Origin of the sequence: Paenibacillus artemisiicola, from assembly GCF_017652985.1 — a bacterium.
Lineage (GTDB): Bacteria > Bacillota > Bacilli > Paenibacillales > Paenibacillaceae > Paenibacillus_Z > Paenibacillus_Z artemisiicola.
Map to the genome: position 1 here is coordinate 65248 of NZ_JAGGDJ010000020.1, position 26139 is coordinate 91386.

25 protein-coding genes are annotated in these 26139 nt (G+C 60.0%); all 25 read right to left on the reverse strand.

The genetic code is table 11. The annotated features are described in order from the left end of the window. Nucleotides 1–20: 20 nt before the first annotated feature. On the reverse strand, nt 21–1118 hold the full coding sequence (gene nusA / locus I8J29_RS20560; protein ID WP_208849370.1) for a transcription termination factor NusA: 1098 nt from the start codon (nt 1116–1118) through the stop codon (nt 21–23). 63 nt (nt 1119–1181) lie between these two features. After that, nucleotides 1182–1643 (reverse strand): ribosome maturation factor RimP, encoded by a 462-nt coding sequence (gene rimP / locus I8J29_RS20565; protein WP_208849371.1) that lies wholly within the window; start codon nt 1641–1643, stop codon nt 1182–1184. Between the two features lie 267 nt (nt 1644–1910). Continuing rightward, nucleotides 1911–6218: a PolC-type DNA polymerase III gene (locus I8J29_RS20570; protein ID WP_208849372.1), complete on the reverse strand. Its 4308-nt coding sequence runs from the start codon at nt 6216–6218 to the stop codon at nt 1911–1913. Between the two features lie 17 nt (nt 6219–6235). After that, entirely contained in the window at nt 6236–7684 is a 1449-nt protein-coding gene (proS, locus tag I8J29_RS20575) for a proline--tRNA ligase (RefSeq protein WP_208849373.1), read from the reverse strand. 6 nt (nt 7685–7690) lie between these two features. Then, nucleotides 7691–8968, reverse strand: coding sequence for an RIP metalloprotease RseP (gene rseP / locus I8J29_RS20580; RefSeq protein WP_208849374.1), 1278 nt, complete (start codon nt 8966–8968; stop codon nt 7691–7693). Between the two features lie 78 nt (nt 8969–9046). After that, nucleotides 9047–10186, reverse strand: coding sequence for a 1-deoxy-D-xylulose-5-phosphate reductoisomerase (locus I8J29_RS20585; RefSeq protein WP_208849375.1), 1140 nt, complete (start codon nt 10184–10186; stop codon nt 9047–9049). Nucleotides 10187–10208: 22 nt separating this feature from the next. Next, complete coding sequence (locus tag I8J29_RS20590; RefSeq protein WP_208849376.1) at nt 10209–11003, reverse strand: phosphatidate cytidylyltransferase; 795 nt, start codon at nt 11001–11003, stop codon at nt 10209–10211. Between the two features lie 27 nt (nt 11004–11030). Then, nucleotides 11031–11795 carry an isoprenyl transferase gene (locus tag I8J29_RS20595; RefSeq protein WP_208849377.1) on the reverse strand — a complete coding sequence of 255 codons (765 nt, stop codon included), beginning with the start codon at nt 11793–11795 and terminating at the stop codon, nt 11031–11033. Nucleotides 11796–11865: 70 nt separating this feature from the next. After that, nucleotides 11866–12420, reverse strand: coding sequence for a ribosome recycling factor (gene frr, locus I8J29_RS20600; protein ID WP_090637576.1), 555 nt, complete (start codon nt 12418–12420; stop codon nt 11866–11868). Next, complete coding sequence (pyrH, locus tag I8J29_RS20605; RefSeq protein WP_208849378.1) at nt 12420–13151, reverse strand: UMP kinase; 732 nt, start codon at nt 13149–13151, stop codon at nt 12420–12422. The genes frr and pyrH overlap by 1 nt, the downstream gene beginning before the upstream one ends. Nucleotides 13152–13279: 128 nt before the next feature. After that, nucleotides 13280–13930, reverse strand: coding sequence for a translation elongation factor Ts (tsf, locus tag I8J29_RS20610; protein WP_090637580.1), 651 nt, complete (start codon nt 13928–13930; stop codon nt 13280–13282). A 104-nt stretch (nt 13931–14034) separates the two neighbouring features. Next, complete coding sequence (rpsB, locus tag I8J29_RS20615; RefSeq protein ID WP_090637582.1) at nt 14035–14733, reverse strand: 30S ribosomal protein S2; 699 nt, start codon at nt 14731–14733, stop codon at nt 14035–14037. Between the two features lie 197 nt (nt 14734–14930). Beyond that, nucleotides 14931–15512: a hypothetical protein gene (locus I8J29_RS20620; RefSeq protein ID WP_208849379.1), complete on the reverse strand. Its 582-nt coding sequence runs from the start codon at nt 15510–15512 to the stop codon at nt 14931–14933. Next, nucleotides 15509–16126 carry a hypothetical protein gene (locus I8J29_RS20625; RefSeq protein WP_208849380.1) on the reverse strand — a complete coding sequence of 206 codons (618 nt, stop codon included), beginning with the start codon at nt 16124–16126 and terminating at the stop codon, nt 15509–15511. The genes I8J29_RS20620 and I8J29_RS20625 overlap by 4 nt, the downstream gene beginning before the upstream one ends. A gap of 32 nt (nt 16127–16158) precedes the next feature. Continuing rightward, complete coding sequence (locus tag I8J29_RS20630) at nt 16159–16488, reverse strand: hypothetical protein (RefSeq protein ID WP_208849381.1); 330 nt, start codon at nt 16486–16488, stop codon at nt 16159–16161. Between the two features lie 62 nt (nt 16489–16550). Further along, nucleotides 16551–17939: a DUF342 domain-containing protein gene (locus I8J29_RS20635; RefSeq protein WP_208849393.1), complete on the reverse strand. Its 1389-nt coding sequence runs from the start codon at nt 17937–17939 to the stop codon at nt 16551–16553. 39 nt (nt 17940–17978) lie between these two features. Next, the gene (locus tag I8J29_RS20640) at nt 17979–18764 is read right to left on the reverse strand and encodes a FliA/WhiG family RNA polymerase sigma factor (RefSeq protein WP_090637590.1); all 786 of its coding nucleotides are present in this window, start codon (nt 18762–18764) and stop codon (nt 17979–17981) included. A 4-nt stretch (nt 18765–18768) separates the two neighbouring features. Further along, complete coding sequence (locus tag I8J29_RS20645) at nt 18769–19200, reverse strand: hypothetical protein (RefSeq protein ID WP_208849382.1); 432 nt, start codon at nt 19198–19200, stop codon at nt 18769–18771. A gap of 2 nt (nt 19201–19202) precedes the next feature. Further along, nucleotides 19203–19697, reverse strand: coding sequence for a chemotaxis protein CheD (locus tag I8J29_RS20650; protein ID WP_208849383.1), 495 nt, complete (start codon nt 19695–19697; stop codon nt 19203–19205). After that, entirely contained in the window at nt 19694–20311 is a 618-nt protein-coding gene (locus tag I8J29_RS20655) for a chemotaxis protein CheC (protein ID WP_208849384.1), read from the reverse strand. Before I8J29_RS20655 ends, I8J29_RS20650 begins: the two co-directional genes overlap by 4 nt. 3 nt (nt 20312–20314) lie before the next feature. Further along, complete coding sequence (locus I8J29_RS20660; RefSeq protein WP_208849385.1) at nt 20315–20776, reverse strand: chemotaxis protein CheW; 462 nt, start codon at nt 20774–20776, stop codon at nt 20315–20317. A 14-nt stretch (nt 20777–20790) separates the two neighbouring features. Then, on the reverse strand, nt 20791–22863 hold the full coding sequence (locus I8J29_RS20665) for a chemotaxis protein CheA (protein ID WP_208849386.1): 2073 nt from the start codon (nt 22861–22863) through the stop codon (nt 20791–20793). Between the two features lie 45 nt (nt 22864–22908). Continuing rightward, nucleotides 22909–24177 carry a protein-glutamate methylesterase/protein-glutamine glutaminase gene (locus I8J29_RS20670; RefSeq protein ID WP_208849387.1) on the reverse strand — a complete coding sequence of 423 codons (1269 nt, stop codon included), beginning with the start codon at nt 24175–24177 and terminating at the stop codon, nt 22909–22911. A gap of 29 nt (nt 24178–24206) precedes the next feature. Further along, on the reverse strand, nt 24207–25076 hold the full coding sequence (locus I8J29_RS20675; RefSeq protein ID WP_208849388.1) for a MinD/ParA family protein: 870 nt from the start codon (nt 25074–25076) through the stop codon (nt 24207–24209). Next, a complete protein-coding gene (locus I8J29_RS20680; RefSeq protein ID WP_208849389.1) occupies nt 25069–25980 on the reverse strand; it encodes a flagellar biosynthesis protein FlhF in 912 nt (303 codons plus the stop codon). The genes I8J29_RS20675 and I8J29_RS20680 overlap by 8 nt, the downstream gene beginning before the upstream one ends. Nucleotides 25981–26139: the final 159 nt, after the last annotated feature.

The following is a 26139-nucleotide window of genomic DNA, read 5'->3' on the forward strand; positions in this document are numbered from 1 at the left end:
CGGGCGATGGCCCGCCCCGATCAATCGATGGAGACGGAATCTTGATGCATCGTGCTCATCGCCGATTTCGGACGGCCGTATTCCTGCTCGGCTTGCGATTCGCTCTTGATGTCGATTTTCCAGCCGGTCAGCTTCGCGGCCAGCCGCGCGTTCTGCCCCTTGATGCCGATCGCGAGCGAAAGCTGGTAGTCCGGTACGATGACGCGCGCCATCTTCTCCTGCTCGTACACGATGACTTCGATGACCTTGGACGGGCTCAGCGCGTTCGCGACGTATTCTTCCACGCTCTCCGACCAGCGCACGATGTCGATCTTCTCGCCCTTCAGCTCCGTCACGATCGTCTGGACGCGCATGCCCTTCTGCCCGACGCACGAGCCGACCGGATCGACTTCCGGATTGCGCGAATGCACGGCGATCTTGGAACGGAAGCCCGCTTCGCGCGCGACCGAGCGAATCTCGACGACGCCGTCGTAAATTTCCGGCACTTCGAGCTCGAACAGCCGCTTGAGCAGGCCCGGATGCGTGCGGGACAAGAAGATTTGCGGCCCCTTCGTCGTGTTCTCCACTTTCGTGATGAACGACTTGACGCGGTCACCGTGCTTGAACTTATCCGTCGGCATCAGCTCGGTCAGCGGCAGCACCGCCTCGACCTTGCCCAGATCGATGAACAGGTTGCGCACGTCTTGGCGCTGGACGATGCCGTTGACGATATCCTCTTCCTTATCGATGAACGCATTATAGATCAGGCCGCGCTCCGCTTCCCGAATGCGCTGCGTGACGACCTGCTTCGCCGTCTGCGCCGCGATCCGTCCGAAATCGCGCGGCGTCACTTCGATTTCCGCGACGTCGTCCAGCGTATAGTGCGGGTTGATCTCGCGGGAAGCCTCGACCGAGATTTCGAGACGCGGATCCAGCACCTCGTCGACGACGGTCTTCCGAGCGTATACCTTGATGACGCCCGTAAACCGGTTAATGTCCACCCGGACGTTCTGGGCGGTATTGAAATTGCGTTTGTAGCTCGAAATCAGGGCAGCCTCGATCGCTTCCAGCAAAATATCCTTGCTGATCCCTTTCTCTCTTTCGATTTCCGCTAATGCTTCGATAAATTCCATGCTCATTGGAAATGAGTTCCCCCTTTCGACTGGTTCCCTACGTTATGATAAAGCCGCCTCTTCCGTCAATCAGAAGAGGATGGCCAAACGCGCGCTTGCCACTTTCGCGTACGGAATGGCATGCTTCTTTTTGCCGATCTCGATCACGACTTCTTCGCCGTCGAAGGACGCGAGCGTACCCTCGAACTCTTTCAAGCCGCCGATCGGCTCATACGTGGTCACGAAGACATGCTTGCCTACGGACTTGGCGACGTCCTCCGGCTTCTTCAGCGGACGTTCCGCTCCCGGAGACGAGACCTCGAGGAAATAAGCTTCCGGAATCGGGTCGTTCGCATCGAGCTGCTCGCTCAAATATTCGCTGATCCGTCCGCATTCGTCGATGTCGATGCCGCCTTCTTTGTCGACGTAGACGCGAAGGAACCAATTGCTTCCCTCTTTCACGTATTCCACGTCCACGAGTTCGAATCCATGTTCGTCAAGAAACGGTTTGACCATGTCCTCGACGGCGCTTTTGATTTTAGGTGTGCTCAAAAACGTTGTACCTCCCATTGCAGCCTGTCGTCGTCGGATAGGCGCGCTGTCCGTTAATTTTTCGGTCGTCTCGCTTACGAAGGAGAATCTCGCTGTCATTCGTACAGGTAAAAAGGTGCAGACAAAACGTAAAGAGTGGGTTTCCCCACTCTTCTGCGAAAAAGTCGTATCATCAGCATTACCAGAAAGATTATACCATAATCACGAATCCGTGACAATACGGTGCGGGCCGTCAAGCGCCGAGACGCCGCTCCCCGCTTGCCGCTTCTAAAACAGCGACAGCTGATTCGATTCCGGCAGGCCGCGGAAACAGCCCATGCCCGTCAGCACTTCGACGATCGTCTTCGTGGCTTTCGACTTCTGCTGGAAGTCTTCGATCGAAAGGAACTCGCCGAAGTCCCGGGCCGCCGCGATGTTGCGGGCGGCGTTCTCGCCGATGCCGCTGATGGCCCCGAACGGCGGAATGAGCGAATTGCCTTCGACGATGAAGCGCGTCGCCTCGGAGCGGTAAAGGTCGACCGGTTTGAAGGAGAAGCCCCGCGCCGTCATTTCGAGCGCCATTTCGAGCAGCGAGACGCTGTTCTTTTCTTTCGGCGTGGCGCTGAACCCTTTTTGCTCGATTTCGATGATCCGCTTCAGGATGGCTTCGTAGCCTTGGCACAGCAGGTCCAGGTCGAAGTCCTCGGCCCGGATCGAGAAGTACGTCGCGTAATAATAGATCGGATAATAGAGCTTGAAAAAGGCCGTCCGCACCGCGGATATGACGTAGGCCGCCGCATGGGCTTTCGGGAACATGTACTCGATTTTGAGGCAGGAATCAATGTACCATTGCGGGACCTTGCAATTCTTCATTTCCTCGATCCACTCCGGCGTGAGCCCCCGGCCCTTCCGCACGCTCTCGGTGATTTTGAAGGCGAGCCCCGCGTCCATGCCGGCCTTGTAGATCAGGTACAACATGATGTCGTCGCGACAGCCGATCACCGTCTTGATCGTGCAGGTCCGGTTCTTGATCAGCTCCTGCGCGTTGCCGAGCCAGACGCCCGTACCGTGGGACAGTCCCGAGATTTGCAGCAAATCCGCGAACGTCGCGGGTTTCGTCTCCTCGAGCATCTGCCGCACGAACTTCGTGCCCATCTCCGGCACGCCGTAAGTGGCGACGGACGAGCGGATCTTCTCCGGCATGACGCCGAGCGCGTCCGTGGAGCTGAACATGCTCATGACCTTCGGATCGTTCATCGGAATCGTCGTCGGATCGACGCCGGTCAAGTCCTGCAGCATGCGCATCATGGTCGGATCGTCGTGCCCGAGAATATCGAGCTTCAGCAAATTTTCCTCGAAGGCGTGGTAATCGAAATGCGTCGTCTGCCATTCGGCGTTCAAGTCGTCCGCCGGATACTGCACGGGCGTCACGTCTTCCACGTCGATGTAGTCCGGCACGACGACGATGCCGCCGGGGTGCTGACCGGTGCTGCGTTTGACGCCGGTACAGCCGGACGCAAGCCGGGACAGCTCCGCGCCGCGCCATTTCTTGCCCTTCTCTTCTTCGTACTTCTTGGCGAAGCCGTATGCCGTCTTCTCGGCGACCGTGCCGATCGTGCCCGCGCGGTACACGGCTTTCTCGCCGAACATGATTTTGGTGAAATTATGCGCGGTCGCCTGGTATTCGCCCGAGAAGTTCAAGTCGATATCGGGCACCTTGTCGCCCTTGAAGCCGAGGAACGTCTCGAACGGAATGTCCTGCCCCTCGCCCTTCAGCGGCTTGCCGCAGTTCGGGCATAGCTTATCCGGCAGGTCGAAGCCGCTCGGATAGCTTCCGTCGAGGAACCATTCGCTGTACTTGCACGCTTCGTTCAGGCACAGATAGTGCGCCGGCAGCGGGTTAACCTCGGAGATGCCGAGAAACGTCGCGACGACGGACGAGCCGACCGAACCCCGGGAGCCGACGAGATAGCCGTCCGCGTTGGACTTCTTCACGAGCCGCTCGGAGATGAGATAGTTCGCGGAGAAGCCGGCTTTCGTGATCGGCACGAGTTCTTTCTCGAGCCGCTGGACGACGACCTCCGGGATGGGATCGCCGTAGAGCCGTTTTGCCGTCTCGTAGCATGTGGCGCGCATTTCTTCGTCCGCGCCTTCCATGATCGGCACGAACAGCTTGGACGGGAACAGATCGAATTTCTCGAACCGGCCGGCGAGCTCGTTCGTGTTTTTCACGACGACTTCGTACGCCTTCGCTTCGCCGAGGAACTTGAATTCGTCCAGCATTTCTTTGGTCGTCCGGAAATGCGCGTCCGGTTTCGTAATGTCCTTCAGCGGGCTGAAGCCGGTGATGCCGTGAATCGTAATGTCCCGGAACATTTTGTCGCGTTCCTTCAGGTAGTGCACGTTCCCGGTCGCGATGACCGGCTTGCCCAGCCTGTCGCCGATATCGCACACGCGCCGCAAGGCCTGCTCGATTTCGGCGCGGCTCGCGACGAAGCCCTTCTCCACGAGATGCATGTAGAACGTTACCGGCTGGACCTCCAGCACGTCGTAGTACCGCGCGGTTTCCTCGGCTTCTTCCACCGACTTGTTCAGCACGGCTTCGAAAAACTCGCCCTTCTCGCAGCCCGAAATGATGAGCAGTCCTTCGCGAAGCTCCGTCAGCTTGCTCTTCGGGATGACGGCGACGCGTTTGAAGTGTTTCGTATGGGAGATAGAAATCAGTTTGAATAAGTTCTTCTTGCCGACCGCGTTCAGCGCGTAGATGCAGCAGTGGAACGGCCGCGAGTTGGACAGGTCCAGCCCGACGTAGTCGTTTAGCATATGCAAGCCGGTTATGTTGCGGGCCGCCGCATCGCCGATGAGCCCGAACAGCACGCCGCCGAGGGCGATGGAGTCGTCGATGGCGCGGTGGGCGTTCTCGAGACTGATTTTGTATTTGTCCGCCAGCGTGCCCAGCCGGTGGTTCTTCATCGACGGATGCAGGAAGCGAGCCAGCTCCAGCGTATCGAGCACGGGATTCGTCACTTCCGGCACCCCGTAGAGCTTGCAGGCGGCCTGGATGAAGCCCATATCGAACCGCGCGTTGTGCGCCACCAGCACCGCGTCGCCGATGAATTCGACGAACTCGCGGATTTTCGGCTCCAGCTCCGGCGCGTCCGCGACCATTTCGTTCGTAATGTTCGTCAGCTGCTGAATGTTGTACGGGATATGCTCGTGCGGGTTGATGAACGTCGAAAAACGATCGATTTCCTTGCCCTCCTGCATCTTGACGCCCGCGAGTTCGATGATTCGGTTGTTCACGACCGACAGACCGGTGGTCTCGATGTCGAAGACCACGTACACGGCCGCCGCCATCGGCTCCTCGCGCGCGTTCATGACCATCGGCACGGCGTCGTTGACGACGTTCGCTTCGAGCCCGTACAGCACTTGGACGTCGTTCTTTTTCCCGGCCTTCGCCGCCTCGGGGAAGCATTGCACGTTCCCGTGATCCGTAATCGCGATCGCCTTGTGCCCCCACTTGGCGGCTTGTTTGATGTAAACGTCGACCGGCGTCACCGCGTCCATCGTGCTCATGGTCGTATGAAGGTGAAACTCGACGCGCTTCTCTTCCGCTTCGTCCTTCTTCTCCTTCGGCGCGACGACCTCGTGCAGGTCGGACGGCATCATGACGAGCTCGGGCTCCATCATGAACCGGTCGTACTCCACGCGGCCGCGCGCCTTGATCCACTTGCCGTTCGCGAGCTGCTTCAGTACCTTTACGTCGTCCTTCGTCTTGGCGAACATCTTCATCGCGATGGAATCGGTGAAGTCCGTGACGTTGAACGTGAACAGCGTGCTGCCGTTGCGCAGCTCCTTCTCCTCGAGGTTGAACACCGTGCCCTGCACGGCGATTTTCTTCTCCTCTTCGAGAATATTCATGATCGGCACGGCTTCCTCGCGAATGTCGTAACCGACCACGAGCCGGACGTCGCCTTCATCGGCCGGCGGCGCATCCGGAATCGACGAGGTCATCATCTGCTCGATGACGTCGCGTTCTTCCTGCTGACGTTTCTGCTCGAACGCCTCGTAAATCTCCTGCTTCGAGTCCGCGACCTTCAGCTTGACGCGAATGTCGACCGCGAACTGATCGCGGTAAAAGCCCGCCGCCAGCTCGTCGATGCCTTTCTTTTTTGCCATTTGCAGGCCCATGTCGTCCATCATGTACAAAGTGACGAGCTCGCCGTCCGCCTCGATTCGCGCCTTGCTCATCCATCCGTTGATGGACGCGTTGCTGTGCTGCAGCCATTCCACGAAGGCCGGCCAATATTCGTGAATCAGTTCGTCCCGCGGCACTTCTTCGCCGTAGAGGAACTGGAAGGAAACCTTCGCGATATGCGAGAATTTCCCTTGAATCGTCCTGCAAAAAACGCCAAAAGCCGGTAAAGGAACCAAGGACGTTTTGCTGATGCAAAACGTCCATTCCCGGTTACTCCGGCTTACGATCACTTTGTCTATATGCCCATCGCCAAAATGTTCATTCGCGATTTGCGGCGGCAGGTCCGCCTGCTTCATCAGCAGTTCGAACCGCTGCCGTTTTTCCCCGGTTTGGTTCATATTGCCCTCCCCCAAAATCAATAGGCCCGAGCAAATACGACGGAATGCTCCGCCTTCTCTCCGCATACCAGACAGGTCGACTTCCGCTCCGCCGGCTCGAACGGAATGTTCCGGCTCGTGGCGCCCGTCTCTTCCTTCACTTGCCGTTCGCACGCTTCGGATCCGCACCAGCCTGCGAGCACGAAGCCGCGCTGCTCTTCGAATAAGGCCTTCATCTCGTCGAGCGTATCGACCGAATACGAATGCTCCGCCCGGAATTGCTTCGCGCGTTCAAACATATCACGGTGGATGTCCGCGAGCATACGTTCAATTTCTTCCTTCAAGCTGCTTTGCTGCACGATCCGCTTCTCGCCGGAGATGCGGGAGACGAGCACGACTTGTCCGTTCTCCATGTCGCGCGGACCGAGCTCCAGTCGGACCGGCACGCCGCGCATCTCGTATTCGTTGAATTTCCAGCCCGGGCTCATGTCCGTCCGGTCGTCGACTTTGACGCGGATGCCGGCGCGCTTCAGCTCGGCGTAGAGCTCGTCCACGCGCGCAACCACTTGCTCCCGGGTTTTCGGCGGTCCGATCGGAATCATGACGACCTGCGTCGGCGCGACTTTCGGCGGCAGCACGAGGCCGCGGTCGTCGCCGTGCACCATGATCATGGCGCCCATCAGACGGGTCGATACGCCCCACGAGGTCGTATGTACGAACTGCTGCGTGTTCTCGCGGTCCAAGTACTTGATATCGAACGCCACCGCGAACTTGTTGCCCAGGTAGTGCGACGTGCCCGCTTGCACGGCGCGTCCGTCCTTCATCATCGCCTCGATCGAATACGTGTCGACCGCGCCGGCGAAGCGCTCGGACGGCGTCTTTTGGCCCATGATGACCGGGATCGCCAAGAAGTTCTCGCAGAAGTCGCGGTAAATTTCGAGCATCCGGTTCGTTTCCTCGCGCGCTTCCGATTCCAGCTCGTGCGCCGTATGCCCTTCCTGCCAGAGGAATTCCGTCGTGCGCAGGAACGGCAGCGTCCGCTTCTCCCAACGGACGACGTTCGCCCATTGATTGATCAGAACCGGCAGGTCGCGGTAGGATTGAATCCATTTCGAATACATGTGGCCGATGATCGTTTCCGACGTCGGACGGATCGCGAGCCGTTCCTCGAGCTTCTCGCCGCCCGCCTCGGTAACCCACGGCAGCTCCGGATTGAAGCCCTCGACGTGCTCCTTCTCTTTCAAGAAGAAGCTTTCCGGGATGAACATCGGGAAGTACGCGTTGCGGTGGCCCGTTTCCTTGAAGCGGCGGTCCAGCTCGTCGCGCATATGCTCCCAAATTTCGAATCCTTCCGGCCGGAACACGATGCAGCCGCGGACCGGCGAATAATCCATGAGCTCCGCTTTCTTGATGACATCGATGTACCAGCGCGAAAAGTCCTCGCTCTGCGGCGTAATTTCCGTTACGAATTGTTTATCCTTCGACATGACCGACTAGTGCTCCCCTCTTACCAAGCGCAAAATATCATTATACGTGACGGCCAGCATCAGCAGCATGAGCATCGCGAAGCCGATGAAATGGACCATGCTCTCGCGGTTCGGATCGACCGGTCGTCCGCGAACCGCCTCCAGGCCGAGGAAGAGCAAACGGCTTCCGTCGAGCGCCGGGATCGGCAGCAGGTTGAATATCCCCAAATACAAACTCAAAATAGCCACCCACGACGTCAGCTGGGTAATCCCCTGCGAGGCGATTTGACTCGTTACCTGGGCCGTCCGGACGGGACCGCCGAGATCGTCGAGCTTGAAATTGCCGATGATCAAGTTTTTGAAGCCTTCAAAAATCATGATCGTCATGTTCTTCATCGCTTGACCCGCGTACTTGAACGTCTCGCCGAACTTGACCGAGCGCGAAGGAACCGCGGCGGTGATCCCGAGCTTGCCGGCGCCGGTGTCGTCGGGCTTCGGCGTGATTTTGGACGTGATCGTCTTGCCCTCGCGAACGACGGTGAAAGTCAAAGGCACGTTGGGCGATTTGCTGATCAAATCGATCATTTTCTCGGAATCGGCCCCGATCTTGACGCCGTTGACGGAATCGATGACGTCGCCGACCTTGATGTCGGCCTTGGACGCCGGCATGCCGGCCACGACGTCGCCGATCAACAGCCGGTCGGGATTCTCCATCGGCACGCCCGCCATCTGGAAGTAAACGCCGAACAGCACGAAAGCCAGGACAAAGTTCATGACGGGTCCCGCAACGATCGCAAGCGCGCGCTGGCCGACGGTCTTGCTGCCGTATTGGCGGTCGAGCGGCGCGATCTGCGTCTCCTTGCCTTTCGCGATCATGAGCGCTTGCGGGTGGATGTCGAACGACTCCGTCACCCCGTCCGCGTTGAGCGCCAGCTTCAGCTTGTTCTCGATATCGATCGATTCGACTTCGCCGCGCACGACGTTCGTGCGGTCGTCGAGCCGGTCCAAATAAATACGGGACACCTTGCCGTCCTTGACGCGAACGGCGATGGTCTGTCCCGGCTGAATCTCGATCAGTTCCGGATCTTCCCCGGCCATGCGGACGAATCCGCCCGCCGGCACGAGACGCAGCGTGTAGCGCGTCTCGCCGCGCTTGATGGAAAACAGCTTCGGCCCGAAGCCGATCGCGAACTCCCTTACCAATATCCCCGCGCGCTTCGCAAAGTAAAAGTGACCCCATTCGTGTATGGTCACGATGACGAAGAAGACCATTACCGTCAAAAAGACGACTTGTATCGTGTGCATCGCTCTCGAGCCTCCTGTTCGTAACGGCCTGTACTTAGATTATCATTATTCTCCCGTTCGATACAAGAGAACCCCCCGTCAGATGCTTGCCGCCGTCCGGCGAGCCCAGGCATCGACTTCGGCGATCGCCGTTACATCGGGAACCTCGACGATCTCGTGCCGATCCAGCACGGACGCGATGACGTCTTCGATTTGCAAAAAGGTGATTTCGCCGTTCAGGAACCGGGCTACGGCCGTTTCGTTGGCCGCGTTGAATACCGTCGGAACCGACTTCCCGGCCCGGCCGCTCTCGTACGCGAAGCGCAGGCACGGATAACGATCGTAGTCCATGGTCCGGAAGTGCAATGCGGACAGCTTCGCGAGATCCAGCGGCTCCGCGGGCGATACCCGGCGCTCCGGATACGTCAGCGCGTACTGAATCGGCACCCGCATGTCCGGAAGCCCAAGCTGCGCGACGACGCTGCGATCGACGAACTCGACGTACGAATGGATGATGCTCTCCGGATGGATCAGCACCTCGATGCGGTCGTACGGCAAGCCGAACAGCCAGTGCGCTTCGATGACCTCCAGCCCTTTATTGGCCATCGTGGCCGAATCGATCGTCACTTTCGCCCCCATCGACCAGTTAGGGTGGTTGAGCGCCTCCGCGACGGTGACCCCGTGAAGCTCCTCGCGGGTCCGATCCCGGAACGAACCGCCCGATGCGGTCAGCGTGATGAGCTGGATATCTTGGCGCCGTTCGCCGTTCAGGCATTGGAAAATCGCCGAATGCTCGCTATCCACCGGCAATATCGCCACGCCCCGTTCCGCCGCACGGCGCATGACCAAGTGGCCCGCCGTCACGAGCGTTTCCTTATTGGCGAGCGCGATCGACTTGCCCGCGTCGATGGCGGCCAGCGTCGCCGGCAGCCCGCGGCTGCCCACGATCGCCGTCATGACCGTATCGGCGTCCGTCTCGGCCGCGATCTGGACCAAGCCTTCGTCGCCGAACACCGCCTTCGTGCCGGCCGGCAGGTGCGGTCTGGCTTCGTCCGCCAGCGCTTTGGACGACAGGCATACGGTCTTCGGACGGAACTGCCGCGCTTGCCGCACCAGCAAATCCACGTTGCTGCCCGCCGCTAGCCCTTCGATCCGGTAGCGGTCCGGTTCGCGTCCGACGATGTCCAGCGTTTGGGTCCCGATCGAGCCCGTCGAGCCGAGAATCGTTAGTTTCTTCAATCTATTGGCCTCCCCGAGCGCCTTACAACGGCAGCAAATTCGTCATGATGAGCAGCGGAAACACGATCAGCCAGCTGTCGCAGCGGTCGAGCACGCCGCCGTGCCCCGGCAGCAGCGTGCCCGAATCCTTGATGCCGCGCACCCGTTTGTACGCGGATTGGATCAAGTCGCCGAGCTGTCCGGCCACGGCCGCCACCAGTCCGATCATGATCGCGCGGCCGATGCCGATCTCGTCCGGATACATCCACGCGAACACCAAGGCGATCAGCAAGGCAAGCACGACGCCGCCGAGCGACCCTTCGATCGTTTTGTTCGGGCTGATCGCCGGCCACAGCTTGTTTTTGCCGATCGCTTTGCCCGTGAAATACGCGCCGGCGTCCGACGCCCATATGGCGAAAAACGCCATGATCGTCGTCATGAGTCCGTGCGATTCGCCGCCGCGGACCTCGTACATCGCATGAAAGCCGTATCCGATGTAGAGCGCGCCGAGCAGCATGAGCGCCGCTCCGTCGATCGTCACTTCGTTCTTGGTCAGCACGGTCACGCTGAGCAAAATAAACATCAACATCCAAATCATATGTAAGGCTGCCGGCTGATGCAGGCCGAAGTCGTCCCACGGCAAGAAAAGCAGCAGCGTACCTGCCATCGCGAGCCAGGCCAGCGGATGCTTCATCGACACGCCGTTCATCCGGATGTACTCCATCATCCCGACGATCGTCAGAAAAAGTAGAAGTGCAAAGAAATACCATCCGCCCAGCACGGTCAGTACCACAAACACGGCGCCGGCAAGCACGCCCGAAATAATGCGTTGTTTCACGCGTATGACACTCTCCAGTCCAGCTCGTTACAATCCGCCGTATCGGCGGGCCCTTCGTTGGTATTCGCGGACCGCCTCATAGAAGTGTTGATCCGAAAACTCGGGCCAGTAGACGTCCGTAAACCACATTTCGCTGTAAGCGAGCTGCCAAAGCATGAAATTGCTGAGGCGCAGTTCGCCGCTCGTGCGAATGAGCAAATCCGGATCCGGAAGGCCCGTCGACAACAGGCGGCTTTCCACATCCGGCACGTCGATTTCGTCCGGGTCCAGCTTGCCGTCCCGGATATCGCGGCCGATGCTTTTCATGGCCTCGATCATTTCTTTCCGGCTGCCGTAGTTCAGCGCGAACGTCAGGACGAGACCGGTATTACCCGACGTCAGGGCGACGGCGTCCTCGACGGCTTTCAGGGTGTGGGAGGGCAAATCCTCTTTGTAGCCCATGATGCGGATCCGCACGTTCTTCTCCATGAGATCCTTGATCTCCATGGCGAGGAACTCCTGGGGCAGCTTCATCAGAAATTCGACTTCCGCCTTCGGCCGCTTCCAGTTTTCCGTCGAAAACGCATAAAGCGTTAAATATTTGACGCCTACCCGATCCGCGGCCATCGTGATCCGCTTGACCGCTTTCATCCCGGAATGGTGGCCGGCCATGCGCGGCAGGCCGCGGCGCTTCGCCCACCTGCCGTTGCCGTCCATGATGATCGCGATATGCTGCGGGATGTTATCCGATTCCAACGTCTGCAGCGGCGCCGCGGACGTTTTGCCAAACAAGGCCTTCAATCGCTGTAACATGCTCGTCCTCCCGCCGCTAGCGTCGATTTATGCAACAAACCCCACCATTCGGAGGGGCCGGTACGCATTATTATACTTCCATGATGTCCTTCTCTTTGGCGGCGAGCACTTTTTCCACTTCGGCGATGAATTTGTCCGTCGTTTTTTGGATGTCGTCCTGGTGGCGGCGGGATTCATCTTCGGAAATGTCCGTCTTCTCGAGCTTCTTGATGTCGTCGTTCGCGTCGCGGCGGATGTTGCGGATGGCAACCTTCGCTTCTTCGCCGAATTTCTTCGTCATCTTGACCAGCTCGCTGCGGCGCTCTTCCGTCAGCATCGGAATGCCGATGCGAATCGTGGAGCCGTCGTTCGAAGGCGTCAAGCCGAGATCGGATTTCATGATCGCTTTCTCGATGGCGCCCAGCGAGGATTTATCCCATGGCTGGATGAGCAGCGTGCGGGAATCCGGCGTGTTGATGTTCGCCAATTGGTTGACCGGCGTCAAGGCGCCGTAATATTCGACTTGCAGACGGTCCAGCAGAGCCGGCGTCGCGCGTCCGGCGCGGAGCGTCGACAGATCGCGCTTCAGCGCGGCGATCGCTTTGTCCATCCGTTCTTCGGCGTTCTTCTTTATGGTTTGCGGCACTAGGACGCACTCCCTTTCATCACGATTGTTCCGATTTTTTCTCCCAGCACGACGCGCTTAATGTTTCCGGCTTCCGTAATGGAGAATACGACGAGCGGAATGTCGTTGTCCATGCAGAGCGACGACGCCGTGGAGTCCATCACGCCCAAATTGCGGTTAAGCACTTCCAGGTACGTCAGCGTCTCGAATTTCTCCGCGGAAGCGTCCTTGAACGGATCGGCGGAATAGACGCCGTCCACTTTGTTTTTAGCCATTAAAATGACTTCGGCTTCTATTTCAGCTGCGCGCAATGCGGCAGTAGTGTCCGTGGAGAAGTACGGATTTCCCGTGCCGGCCGCGAAAATAACGACGCGTCCCTTTTCCAGGTGACGAATCGCCCGGCGGCGAATATAAGGTTCCGCGATTTGCTGCATCGCGATCGAGGTTTGCACGCGAGTCGGCACGTCGATTTGTTCGAGCGCGTCCTGCAGCGCGAGAGAATTCATAACCGTGGCAAGCATTCCCATGTAATCGGCCGTCGCGCGGTCGATGCCTTTTGCCGAACCCGCGATGCCGCGCCAGATGTTTCCGCCGCCGACGACGATCGCCACTTCAACGTTAAGTTCCACTACTTCTTTGACCTGCTCGGCGATCGAAGAGATCACGGAGGATTCGATTCCATACCCATTGTTACCCGAGAGCGATTCCCCGCTCACCTTCAGCACGATACGTTTGTACACGGGACTTTGCAACGTGGTTTACCTCCATCTTGGACCTTGTCTTAAGGCCGCATACTCGAAATGAATGCTGCTTATCGCGCAGCGGTCGGTAAGTAGAAAAAACGGCGGGGCGAACGCCCCGCCCCGCCTGTGCGTTCGGATTACAATTTGGCTTGAGACATAACTTCGGCAACGAAGTTGTCTTCTTTTTTCTCCAAGCCTTCGCCGAGTTCATAACGAACGAAGCGACGGATCGAGATGTTCTCGCCGATCGTGCTGATTTTTTCTTTAAGCAGCGTGTGGATCGTTTTGTCCGGATCTTTGATGAACGCTTGCTCAAGCAGGCAGTACTCTTCGTAGTATTTGCTGATGCGGCCTTCAACCATCTTTTCGACGATTTTTTCTGGCTTGCCTTCGTTGAGGGCTTGCGCCTTCAGAATTTCGCGCTCTTTTTCCAGCTCATCGGCCGGCACTTCTTCGCGGCTGACGAATTTCGGGCTAGCCGCCGCGATTTGCATCGCGATATCGCGCGCGAATTCGCGGAATTGATCGGTTTTGCCGACGAAGTCCGTTTCGCAGTTGATTTCGACGAGCACGCCGATGCGGCCGCCGGCGTGAATGTAGGACTCGACCGTGCCTTCCGTCGCTACGCGGCCCGCTTTGTTCGCCGCCGCGGACAGTCCTTTCTCGCGAAGCAGGTCGATCGCTTTCGCGATGTCGCCGTTCGTTTCGTCCAGCGCTTTTTTGCATTCCAGCATGCCCGCGCCCGTTCTTTCACGCAATTCTTTTACTGCACTCGCACTTACCGCCATCGTTCGTGACCTCCTGAAATTGGATAAGGTTTGACTTTAAAAAAAGGGCGGTGAGAGGTTATGCACCTTCTGACCACCCTTTCTAGTCGGTTCGTCAATGAATATTAAGCAGTCGTGACTTCGCCTTGGCGCGATTCAACGATTGCGTCGGCCATTTTCGCCGTCAGCAATTTTACTGCGCGGATTGCATCGTCGTTACCCGGGATGACGTAATCGATCTCGTCCGGATCGCAGTTCGTGTCTACGATGCCGACGATCGGGATACCCAGCTTGCGCGCTTCGGCAACCGCGATGCGCTCTTTGCGAGGGTCGATGACGAAGAGGGCGCTAGGCAGGGAACGCATGCCTTTGATGCCGCCGAGGAATTTTTCGAGACGATCTTTCTCTTTGCGGAGAAGGATGACTTCTTTCTTCGGAAGCACGTTGAACGTGCCGTCTTCTTCCCATTTGTCGATCGTTTTCAGACGATCGATACGTTTTTGGATCGTTTGGAAGTTCGTCAGCGTGCCGCCCAGCCAACGCTGGTTGATGTAGAAGTTGCCGCAACGTTCCGCTTCTTCCTTAACCGAATCCTGTGCTTGTTTTTTCGTGCCGACGAAGAGAATCGTGCCGCCTTGCTCGCCGATCGAGCGAACGAAGTTGTAAGCCTCTTCGACTTTCTTTACCGTTTTTTGCAAATCGATAATGTAAATCCCGTTACGTTCCGTGAAGATATAACGATCCATTTTCGGGTTCCAGCGACGAGTTTGGTGACCGAAGTGTACCCCAGCTTCAAGAAGCTGTTTCATGGAAATAACCGCCATCTCTTCAACACCTCCTGTTAAATGGTTTTTTGTTTTCCTCCGCCGATCTCATTTTCCGCCATCACTTCGACCGGGCCGAAGCACCAATGGCAAAATTAATCGGCGTGTGTTTTTAACACCGTCAACTACTATACCATATCCGGATGGGGCCATGCAACCGCATTTGACGGCAATTCGACGCCGTTTTCAATACGGCGTCATTTCCCGCTTTTATCCAAATCGCGCTTGGCCGTTTCGGGATCGAGCGGCTGGCTCGTCACGATGCCGCGCACCTGCTGCAGGGTCGGTTTGCCCTGAAACGAAAAATAGCCCGCGCGAATCGTTTTCAATCGCATCAGGTCGATGAAAGCCTGCTTGTCGGCGATGATGCCGCGTTCGGCAAGCAGTTCCGCCGTCTCCGATACGCTCGCGTTCGGCGGAATGCGCACGATCGTTCGGGCCTGATCGACCGCTTTGTCTTCCCCGTCCGATGCCGCCGGTTTCCCGGCCTTCTCGTCCTTGGCGCCGGCAGCCGGCTTATCCGCCGCCTCGCCCGGCGCGGACGACGGCTTGGCGTTCTCCGTCGCCGTCTTCGGCAGCAGCTCGGCGCGAACGCGCTCGCGCTCGTCCGCGACGGCCTTGTCGAGATCCGCTTGCGAGTACGTCTTGACCTCGGCCATCGTCTCCGGCAGCGCGTTCAAGCCTTCGGCCTGCTTCTCGCCGATCAGCATCAACTGCAGCAATCCGGCACCCAAGATGATGCCGACGCCGAGTCCGAACAGAAACGTCCGCCTGTTCATCGCGCCGCCTCCTCTTGCTTCGCCAGTTGAAGGATCAGCTGGACTTCTCCTTTGTGGCGTCCCAGCTTCTTCGCGATCGCCTCGATGGACTTGCCGGCCGAATGGAGCTCGAACAGCTCCGAGTACCGGCCGCGAATCGAGTCCGTTCGAGTATCGTCTTCCGGGCTGTCCGCAGCCAAGAACGCAGCTTCCCGCAAGCCCGCTTCGGCCGGAATCGAAGGTTCGTCCGCCGCAATCGAAGACACCTCCGGCGGTGTCCCTACATTATATAGAGCCGGCATCGTCTTGCTTTCCCTCTGCGTTCGCAGCAGCTCGGACAGCGCCGCTTCGAGCTCGGCGCAGCGCGTTTCGAGCCGTTCAAGCCGCTCGTCCCGCTTCGCCGCCATCGCCTGCGCTTCCTGCGCCGATTTGCCGACCAGATCCGCGATTTCCCGGTTGTCCGCCTCCATGTTCTCCATGAACTGCTCCAGCGCGGTTTCCATGCCGCGCATGGTCCGGTCGCGGTCTTCCGCGCCGCCTCGCGCGCTTCCGTCGGCGGCCTTCCTGCGGGGAAGCACGGCTGCGCAAACAATGGCGATGCCTCCGAGGAGCATGATGGTTTGCCACGGTTCCATTTCGAATCACCTGCAATTATGGTTATGATGCTTCATGTCGACACGTCGATATGCTTGCCCTTGTAAGGATGCGGCGGTTCGTCGCGCTCGTCCTTGCGTTCCTGACCCGTTTGTCCCCGGTTCTGCCAGGCCCCCCGCTTCTCCGCGGAACGGGAATTCCGGTCGTGCTCCGACGAGATGCCGCGATTGCCGCTCTGTTCGACTTCCGCATTGCGGCTGCGCTGCTCCTCCATCGTCTTGGCCGCGTCCTTCTCCAGCAGCGCTTGCTCCAGCGCGGGCCGGTGGTTCATTTGGCTTTGCTGCGAGGCGCTTTCGGGCGTGCGCGGCACGGATACTTGAAAATCGATCGGCCTGTACGGCATGCGCGGTCCTCCTTCCGATGCGGACGCGAACGGTTCGCCGCTCGAATCCGCACGTCGATGCTTTACATATAAGGAGCCATGATGACGTCGCCTTCGGAATATCGGAACGAAATGCGCTGCGCCGCATCCTTGACGAAGCGCGTATTGCGGCCGATCACGATTTTGGTGCCGCCGTAGATGACGTTGACTACGTCCACCTTCGCGCTGTCGGTATCTTCGAGCGATCGTTCGATTTCCAGCAGCCGGTCCCTGTTGTCCGCGATTTCCTCGAGCGCCGCCCGCTTCGTCGACGTCAGCTTGATCCGCATCGCCAGCTTGTCGCTGGACAGCGTGCCCGCCGCCGCAAGCTGATCGAGCAGCGCCAGCGCCTTCTCCGTCTTGTCCAGGCTGTCGTTCAGCGCCCGGAGCTGCGTGCGCCGCTCCAGCAGCTCGCTCCGCAGCTCCGGCCGGACGCCGACTTCGATGACGGTCGCGGTCGACATCGTGTTGCCGATCGTTCGCGCGACGACGCGTTCGCCGGCTTGGATGCTCCCCCCGACGACGAGGCCTTTGGCGCCGGTACACTGCACGCTGCGGCCCGCGCGCACTTGGGAATGCATGATGCTTTGCGAGACGAGCACATCCTCCGCCGCGATGACGTTGCCTTCCTGAATGAAGGAGCATTTCACGTTTTTGCCGGCTTTGATCAGGCCTTTGCCGCTCGCCAGCACGCCGCCGGTGATTTCGACGGACCCGTCCGTTTCAAGCACGGCGCCTTCGACGCCGCCGACGACCCGAATATCTCCGGATGCTTTGATCTTAAAGCCCGCCAGCACGTTGCCGCGAACGACGACCGTCCCGACGAAATCGATGTTGCCGATCTTGTAGTCGACGTCCCCGTTGACCTCGTACACCGGGAACACGTTGATTTTGGACTTGTCGGTCATCGAGACCAACCCGTCGAGGGCGGCGTAGAGCGCCGTTTGTTCGGGATTGAGCACGACGTTTTTGCCGAGCTTGAAGTACGCTTCCTTGCCGTTGCGGCCGGCAATCGGCTCGCCCGTGACCGCCACCCCGTCTTTGCCGGGCGTAGCCCCGACCTTCTCCGCGATGAGTTGGCCCCGCTTCACGTTCTTCAGCTGCGTCACTTCCTTGAAGTCCACCTTGCCGCCTTCCAGCTCGACGGGGCGGTAGCCTTCCTCGTCCATGTCATAGGAAAACCGGATGTAGCCGTCCTTGCCGTTCGCCGCCGCTTCGCCCTCCGCGACGACCGTTTGCTTGTAATAATACCGGCTCGGCATCGCGGCGATGTCGTCCAGCACGGTCCGCAGCACGCCATGCTTGACGCCATGGCTCTTTAAATAATCTTCCAGCTGCGAAGAAGTGCAGGAGAACGTTTCGTCCGCCACGTTGAATTGCACGAACGCAGTCAATTTATCGGGCGACTGCTGCACGACCACGTATTTTTGCATTTGTTCGGCCGTCGTCACGACTGCCCCTCCCTCGATCGGTTAGTGCTGCATGAGCTGATCCTTCTGTTTCTCCAGCGCGCCCCGAAGCCGGAGAATCGCCTTGGAGTGAAGCTGCGAGATGCGCGAAGGCGAAAGCGACATGACCTCCGCGATTTCGCTGAGCGACAGCTCTTCGTAGTAGAAGAGCGAGATGACGGTCCGCTCCTTCTCGGTCAGCCGGTCGATCCCCCGGACGAGGGATTCCTTCAGAAAAAACTCATGCACCTTGTAATCCGGATTTTTCGCTTTCTCGTCCACGAGGAGCGACAGACGGGTTTCCGACTCCTCGTCGCGGATCGGATCCTCCAGCGAGCATACGGTCGTAACGGCGATTTCCTGCAGCATGACGCCGAATTCCTTCACCGTCACGTTCAGGTAGCCGCTGATTTCCGCGTCTTCCACGGAGCGCATGTACTGCTGCTCCAATATCTGATAAGCTTCCTCAATCCGCTTCGCCTTCTCGCGCACGGAGCGCGGAACCCAGTCGCCCTGGCGAAGGCCGTCGATGATCGCCCCGCGAATCCGCCAGGACGCGTACGTCTCGAATTGAAGACCTCTTCTGTAGTCGAATTTTTCGATGGCGTCGATCAAGCCCATGACGCCGTTGCTGGCCAGGTCGTCCTTCGATACGTTCTTGGGAAGCCCGATGGCCATCCGGTTGCTGACGTAGTCGACCAAGGACAAGTATTGCTCGATCAGCCGTTTCTTGGCCTCGATGTCCCCGTCTTCTTTCCACTTGCGCCAGATCTCGATGTTCGACAAATGAGGCGCTTTCGGCTCAATCATCGTCTCACCCTCCTGTTAGGTGACGTATTGCTTTTGCCAATTCTTCGGGCTCCTTGTTTTGCGTAGAAACCAATTTTGGAGGCGACAGCGGTTTAAAGTCCGATTGTTGGCTTGACTCCGGCGTTACGTTTCCATCCGTTTGATAATGAAGCAGTTCGCGCAGCTCTTCGCCCTGTTCCGGCGTCGAATAATCGATCGCCTGCCCTTTGGGCTGTTCCTCGGCCGCGGCGGCATGCCGCATGGCCGCCGCCGGCCGAGGCTTCAAGATAACCGCCAACGCGGCGCGAACCGGAAACGCCAGCGCGAAAAAAACGATAAACGCGTACAGGCAACGAAGACCGGTAATGGCCGGTCCGTTATCGCCGATCGAAAAAAGGAGCGTCAACAAGCTTCCGCTTAGGCCGAGCGTTATGTTCCAGCGCCATGAACCGATCATTGCTAAATCTCCTTTACTCCTTGCTGAACGCTGCGTATGGTCAACATGCCGTTCAGGCTGTTGAACTCGATCGTCCGTCCGTAATTCGCCCCCGTATCCTCCGACAGCAGCGGAATGTCGAAGCGCTCCAGCATCAGCCTGCAGGATTCCACGTTCCGCGGACCGATCCGCATGGCGTCGCTGCTTGCATGGAACGCGAACATCTGGGCGCCGCCGGCCATCTTGGCCACGAACCTCCGCGCCACGGCCCCTTCCGTCCGCATCAGCTCGATCAGACGGGGAATCGACGTATCCGCGTATTTGGCGACGTTGATCGGTGCTTCCCGCGCGATCTCGGAAGTCGGCAGCATGACGTGCGCCATCCCGGCGATCTTGGCGCGTTCGTCGTACAAGGTCAGGCCGACGCACGAACCGAGACCGGTCGTCTTCAGCACGGCGCCGCCGGCCGCGACTTTCAAATCCGCCATGCCGACTTTCACGACGTTCTCGCGGATCATTCGGTCGGCACTCCCAAGGCGTTGAAAATCCGCTCGAACGACTCCGGATCCGGAATGAGGAAGAAATGGCCCGCGAGCGCTTCCTTGCCTTCCAAGAAGGTCGTATCGATGAGAAGCGCGGAGTCGCCCATGTCCCCGTATTGCACAAGGCCGTAACTGAGAATCGCGCCGGCCATGTCGACCGCGATCGCGGGGACGGTCGGCGACAAGTACAAGTGCGTGAAATCCGCGAGCGACGACAGGTACGACCCGGCCAAAATATTGCCGATTTCGCTCAGCGCGGAAAATTCCATCTCCGAATACCCTTCGTCCTGCACGTCGATGGCGAGCAGATTGCGAAGCAGCTTCTTGGCGGATTCCTCGTCGATCAGGAAAAACATGTTGCCCGGCGCGTCGCCCTCCACGCGCAAGAATACGGCGATGACCACTTGCTCGAACCCGCCGACCTTATCGGCGATTTGCTCGAACGGGCTTAAGCTGACGGTCGGGACCATCATGTCGACGGGCTTGTCCAGCAGGCGGGACAGCGCGGTCGCGGCGTTGCCCGCGCCGATGTTGCCCACTTCCTTCAGCACGTCGAGCTTGAACGCTTCCAGGCGGTTTAACGGATTCACGCGTTACGCCTCTTGCTGCTCGAGCTGGATGATCTCGCTCTTGTTCAGCACTTCCGCCAGGTTGAGCATGATGAGCAGCCGGTCGTCGCCGACCTTCGCCACGCCGCGCAAATACTTCGCCTTGACGCCGCCGACGACCTCGGGAGGCGTGTCGATCGTGTCGGCATCGATATCGATGACGTCGTTCGCGGCATCGACGATGAACCCCACCTCGAGCTCGTTCACCGCCACGATGATGATCCGCGAGCTTTCCGTCGGCTCCGTCTCTTCCAGGCCGAACCGGCCGCGCAGGTCGATGACGGGAATGACGACGCCCCGCAGGTTGATGACGCCTTTGACGAACGCGAACGTTTTGGGCACGCGCGTGATCGGCAGCATCCGCTCGATCGTGCGCACTTTCTCCACTTCGATGCCGTATTCCTCATTCGCCAATCCAAACACGATCACTTTCACTTCTTCCCCCATACGTAACCCCTCCTTTATTTGATGAGCGCGTTCGGATCCACGATCAGCGCGACTTGGCCGTCGCCCAAGATCGTCGCGCCGGATATCGCCTCGATGTTGGTCAGATAGCCGCCGAGCGTCTTGAGCACGATTTCGCTCTGCCCGATGAATTCGTCCACGGTCACCGCGCCGACCTTATTCCCCTTGCGGATGACGATAACCTCCGTCTCCTGCTCGTCCTCTTCGGGGAACGAGCGGCAATCCAGCACCTGCGCGAGCGAGATGAGCGGAATGACCGAGCCCCGGTAGTCGATCATCCGATTGCCGTGAATTTTGCGGATCTGCTCCCGCGGCACGATGGCGGTCTCGACGATCGACGAGAGCGGAATGGCGTATTTCTCGGTGCCCAGCTTCACGAGCATCGCGGAAATAATCGACAGCGTGAGCGGCAGCTGGATCGAAAATTTCGTGCCCCGGCCCTGCGCCGACTCCACGCTCACATACCCGCCGAGCGATTCGATCTTCGACTTCACGACGTCCAGCCCGACGCCGCGGCCGGAAATGTCCGAGATTTTGTCCGCGGTGCTGAAGCCCGCGGCGAAGATCAGCATGTTGATCTCGCTCTCGGTCAGCCGCTTCGCCGCTTCGGCGTCGACGACGCCGTTCTTGATCGCGGTCTGTTTGACCTTCTCCGCGTTGATGCCGCGGCCGTCTTCTTCGACCTCTATGAAGACGTGGTTGCCGCTGTGGTACGCGCGCAGATGAACGGTGCCCGTCTCGGGCTTGCCGGCGGCGACGCGGTCCGCGATCGATTCGATGCCGTGGTCGAGGGAGTTGCGCAGCAGATGGACGAGCGGGTCGCCGATCTCGTCGATGACGGTCCGGTCGAGCTCCGTGTCCGCGCCGCTCACGACCAGTTCGACCTTCTTGTCGAGCGACTTGGCCAAGTCGCGCACCATGCGGGGGAACCGGTTAAAGACCGACTCCACGGGCACCATCCGCAGCTTCAGGACGATGTTCTGCAAATCGCTGCTGACGCGGGACATATGCTCGACGGTTTCGGTCAGTTCGTTGCGGCGGATTTCGCTCGCCAGCTGCTCGAGGCGGACGCGGTCGATCAGCAGCTCGCTGAAGAGGTTCATCAACGAGTCGAGGCGTTCGATGTCCACGCGGATCGTCTTTCCGACGGTGCCGCCGGCGGCTGCCGCCGGCGCGGCAGCACGCGGAGCGGCCGGCGCAGCCGGAGCCGCGGGCGCGGCGGTCTGGGCGATCGCCGCGGCGACCGCTTCCTGCGCGATGGACGCGGAAGCCGTCGGAGCGCCTTGCACGGAAGCGCCGCCGAGCTGCCGCAGCGATTCTTGATCCAGCTGCGTGATCGCGGCGCTTTCGATCTCCGATACCGCTTCGATCCCTTTGCGGAGCTCCTCCTCCGGAAGGCTCGCGATCGTGAACACCGTGAAGGTCCGGTCGAACTTCTCCTGCTCGATGTCCTGCACGCTCGGCGCCGACTTCACGATTTCGCCGTTCTGTTCCAGAAAATTGAACACCATGTAGGCGCGCGCCGCCTTGAGCACGCAATCCTCGCGAACCGTCACCGCGACGTGGTAGACCGACATGCCCGCTTCAATCGACTGCAGCAGGATGGAGCTTTGGAATTGGTCCAGCGCGCCGCCTTCGTCCGCCATTCCCGCGCCTGCCTGCGAGGACGCCGCGCCGCCCGTCTTGTAATCGCCCTTCACGATCGCCTGCAGCGACGCCACGATGGACGTGACGTCCGCCTTGCCGGTGCCCCCGCCCGTGATGTCTTGCACCATCGACTCCAACGCGTCCAAGCCCTTGAACAAGGTATCGAAAATAAAATCGTCCATCGCGAGCTTGCGGTTGCGCACGAGATCGAGCACGTTCTCCATCTCGTGGGTAAGCGAGGCGAGGTCTTCGTAGCCCATCGTCGCCGACATCCCTTTGAGCGTGTGCGCGGAACGGAAGATGATCTGAACGATCCCGATGTCGTCGGGCGCGCCTTCCAGCTTCAGCAGATTTTCGTTAAGCGACTGCAGGTGATCGTTCGATTCGTCTATAAACATCGATAAGTAGGCGTTCATGTCCATGTCCTTGCACCTCCTGAATGAATAGTTGCCACACGAAAATCCGGTCTAGCGCCGTACGGCGCGCACGAGCGTCGGCGCGATGTCCTTCAGCGGAAGCACGTCCTTCGCGGCACCGGCTTCCACGGCCGCGCGGGGCATGCCGTACACGACGCAGGATTCTTCGGATTCCGCGATCGCCGTCTCCGCGCCGCTTTCGTTCAGATGCTGCATGCCCTTCGCCCCGTCGGTGCCCATGCCCGTCATGAGCACGGCATGCCGCTTCAGCTCGGGGAAGCGCGCGCACGATTCGAACAGTGCGTCGACGGACGGGCGATGACCGCCGCGCGGCGCGTCGTCGGTCAGCAAGACGCGATAGCCGCCGCCGTCCTTCGCCAGCGTCAGATGATGCCCGCCGGGCGCGATGTAGACCACGCCGGCGCAGATCCGTTCGCCCTGCGCGGCCTCCCGGACGTGCAAGGCGCTGAAGGCGTCCAACCGCTGCGCGAGCGACCGGGTGAATTTGGGCGGCATATGCTGCACGACGAGCACGGGCGCCGGGAAATCCTCCGGCAGCGCCGAGATGACCTCGTGAAGCGCCCGGGGGCCGCCCGTCGACGTGCCGATCGCGACGAGATGCCGGAACGCCTCGGTCGGCTGAGGCTTACGCCTTGCCTGTTCCGGCGTCTCGCCGGCGGCGGGATGCGTCTTGACCGCTTCGGCAGCCGGTTCGGTCACGGTATGGCGCGCCGCATGCTCGTCGCCTGCGGGCTCGGTTTTCGCGGCATGGGCGGGCTTTCTGCCTATGGCGGCGGGAATGCCCTCGTCAGGCTTCGACGCTGCCTGCGGCCGCGGCGGGCTGAAGCCCGGCTGCTTCGGCGCGCTCCGGGCTCCGTCGCCCGGCCGGTCCGCCGCGTACCATTTCGAATGGCGCCTCGTGATGGCGGCGATGCGCAGCTTCTCCAGCAGTTGCTCGCCGACGCGCCGGATGTCCGGCGACAGCGGGCCGGACGGCTTGCGGATGAAATCGAACGCGCCGTTCTGCAGCGCCTTGATCGTCTCCCGCGTGCCGTCGTCGCTGACGCTGGACATCATGACGATCGGAACGGGATGCACGCGCATGATGCGTTCCACCGCTTCCAAGCCGTTCATGACCGGCATCTCCAAATCCATCGTGACGATGTCCGGCTTAAGCCGGCGCACGGCTTCGATCGCGTCGCGGCCGTCGTTCGCCGTGCCGGCGATCGCGAACCGGGGATCGCTCCCGATCAGATCGCAAATAATTTGTCGCATAAAGGCGGAGTCGTCGACGACGAGCACGCGAGAAGTCGCAGCCATTGGCGAGCCTCCATTTCCTCCAAGGTAGGTTAAGATCGTTTGAACATGCGCAGCAGGAAACCTTTGACGCCGCTGCTCGCGGACCCCTGCGCGGCGGGAACCTCCGCGAACCGGCCGGCGATTTCGGCGATGGCGCGGGCCGCGTCCGTGCCGGGAAACGCGACGGCGAACGGAATCTGCTTCTTGACGGCTTTCGTGACGTTGGCATCATCCGGCAGCATGCCGAGCACCGGAACGTCGATGCCGAGGAAGCGCTTGGCCACGAGCCCGATCTTGTCGGCCGTCGCGCTGCCTTCCTTTGCGTCCGACGCCCGGTTGACGACAAGCTTGAACGAGACTTGGTGCTCCATGGCCGTCACCATTTTGATGAGGGCGTAAGCGTCCGTGATGGACGTCGGCTCCGGCGTCGTCACGACGATCGTCTCCTGCGCGGCGGCGATGAACTTGACGGTTTCTTTGGACAGTCCCGCTCCGGTATCGAATAGGATCACGTCGTACTGCCCGTGCAGCCGTCCGATCTGCTGCGCGAAGTAATCGAGCTGCGCCGGCGACAGATCCAGCAGATCCGCGAACCCGGAGCCGCCCGCGATGAAATGGACGCCTTGCGGTCCCTCCTGGATAATCTCCCAGATGGTCTTCTCTTGCTTCAGCAGATGGTAGAGGCTGTACGTCGACGAAATGCCCATAAGCACGTCGATGTTCGCCATGCCGATGTCGGCGTCGAAGATCAGCACTTTTTTGCCGATCCGCGACAAGGCGAGCGCGAAGTTCAGGCTGAAATTCGATTTGCCCACGCCGCCTTTTCCGCTCGTCACCGCGACGATGCGCGTCGTTCGGCCCTCCTGCCGCAGCTCCTGGTTGCGCACCATATGCCGGAGCGCCTCTGCCTGGTCATTCATGCGGCGCCCCCAGCAGCTGCTTGACATAGTCGGAAGCCCGGAAGGGCGCGATGTCGTCCGGGACCGTCTGGCCGTACGCGATGTATGTCGGCTTCAGCCCATGCTCGAGCGCCAGATTCAGCACGGCGCCGACGGCATTCGTCTCGTCCTGCTTCGTGTACAGCACCCGCGTTACGCCGAATCTGGCGAAATTGGCCGCGACCGCGGACATATCGCTCGACTTGCCCGTCAAGCTGAGCACGAGGAACGTCTCCGACCGGCTGCCCGGCTGAAGCAGGCTGTTCACCTCCGAGACGTAAAGCTCGTTGCGGAAATTCCGGCCGGCCGTATCCATGAAGATGAGCTCGCGGTCCTCCAGCGCTTGGAACGCGCGCGTCACTTCGGCCGGGGAAAAGACGACTTCGAGCGGCACGTTCAGAATGGTCGCGTACGTGCGCAGCTGATCGACGGCGGCGATGCGGTACGTATCGGACGTGATAAAGCCGACTTTCCGGCCGGCCTTCAGCGTTTGCTCGGCGGCCAGCTTCGCGATCGACGTCGTCTTGCCGACGCCCGTCGGTCCGACGAAGTGCACGACTCTCGTCTCGCTCCCGATCCGGCCTTCCTCGAAGCCGCTCAGCCACGCCAGCAGCGTGCGTTCCGCGATCCCCCATACGGCGTCGCGATCGGAGCCGCCGCCGATTGCGGAATCGGCCGCGTCCGTCGCCGCCAGTTCGGCTTCCACCGCTTCGAGAAGCCGTTCGCTCCACGGTTCGCCGACCTCCTGGGCCGTCAATCGGTCGTGGAGCGCCTGCAGCGCTTCCGGCCTGGCCGCCAGCTGCTGCTGCTTCGACATGCGCATGATCCACTGCTTCATGTCGCGGATCTCGTCCATGAGCGCCTCCTCGGTCATACGGCTCTTCATCGGCTGCAAGGTCGCCGCCGCCGGCTCGGCTGCGATGCGGGCCGCGGCCGGCGCAACCGCGCGCGATTGCAGATTGGAAGAGCACTCGTTTGATGCGCTGTCACCAGATCATGTCGCATGCCGTCTCCACCTTGTGAATGAGGGGGGGGGGGCGGGGGG

Bases quoted from the DNA above. Each gene is read 5' to 3' on its own strand.
- I8J29_RS20625 (WP_208849380.1), bottom strand. From the start codon at position 16,126: ATGGAACCGTGGCAAACCATCATGCTCCTCGGAGGCATCGCCATTGTT.
- I8J29_RS20630 (WP_208849381.1), bottom strand. From the start codon at position 16,488: ATGCCGTACAGGCCGATCGATTTTCAAGTATCCGTGCCGCGCACGCCC.
- I8J29_RS20595 (WP_208849377.1), bottom strand. From the start codon at position 11,795: ATGTTACAGCGATTGAAGGCCTTGTTTGGCAAAACGTCCGCGGCGCCG.
- I8J29_RS20670 (WP_208849387.1), bottom strand. From the start codon at position 24,177: ATGGCTGCGACTTCTCGCGTGCTCGTCGTCGACGACTCCGCCTTTATG.
- rpsB (WP_090637582.1), bottom strand. From the start codon at position 14,733: ATGGCGGTTATTTCCATGAAACAGCTTCTTGAAGCTGGGGTACACTTC.
- I8J29_RS20650 (WP_208849383.1), bottom strand. From the start codon at position 19,697: ATGATCCGCGAGAACGTCGTGAAAGTCGGCATGGCGGATTTGAAAGTC.
- nusA (WP_208849370.1), bottom strand. From the start codon at position 1,118: ATGAGCATGGAATTTATCGAAGCATTAGCGGAAATCGAAAGAGAGAAA.
- I8J29_RS20665 (WP_208849386.1), bottom strand. From the start codon at position 22,863: ATGGACATGAACGCCTACTTATCGATGTTTATAGACGAATCGAACGAT.
- I8J29_RS20620 (WP_208849379.1), bottom strand. From the start codon at position 15,512: ATGAACAGGCGGACGTTTCTGTTCGGACTCGGCGTCGGCATCATCTTG.
- rseP (WP_208849374.1), bottom strand. From the start codon at position 8,968: ATGCACACGATACAAGTCGTCTTTTTGACGGTAATGGTCTTCTTCGTC.
- I8J29_RS20635 (WP_208849393.1), bottom strand. From the start codon at position 17,939: ATGCAAAAATACGTGGTCGTGCAGCAGTCGCCCGATAAATTGACTGCG.
- I8J29_RS20660 (WP_208849385.1), bottom strand. From the start codon at position 20,776: ATGGGGGAAGAAGTGAAAGTGATCGTGTTTGGATTGGCGAATGAGGAA.
- I8J29_RS20675 (WP_208849388.1), bottom strand. From the start codon at position 25,076: ATGAATGACCAGGCAGAGGCGCTCCGGCATATGGTGCGCAACCAGGAG.
- I8J29_RS20680 (WP_208849389.1), bottom strand. From the start codon at position 25,980: ATGAAGAGCCGTATGACCGAGGAGGCGCTCATGGACGAGATCCGCGAC.
- I8J29_RS20570 (WP_208849372.1), bottom strand. From the start codon at position 6,218: ATGAACCAAACCGGGGAAAAACGGCAGCGGTTCGAACTGCTGATGAAG.
- tsf (WP_090637580.1), bottom strand. From the start codon at position 13,930: ATGGCGGTAAGTGCGAGTGCAGTAAAAGAATTGCGTGAAAGAACGGGC.
- I8J29_RS20645 (WP_208849382.1), bottom strand. From the start codon at position 19,200: ATGATCGGTTCATGGCGCTGGAACATAACGCTCGGCCTAAGCGGAAGC.
- I8J29_RS20640 (WP_090637590.1), bottom strand. From the start codon at position 18,764: ATGATTGAGCCGAAAGCGCCTCATTTGTCGAACATCGAGATCTGGCGC.
- proS (WP_208849373.1), bottom strand. From the start codon at position 7,684: ATGTCGAAGGATAAACAATTCGTAACGGAAATTACGCCGCAGAGCGAG.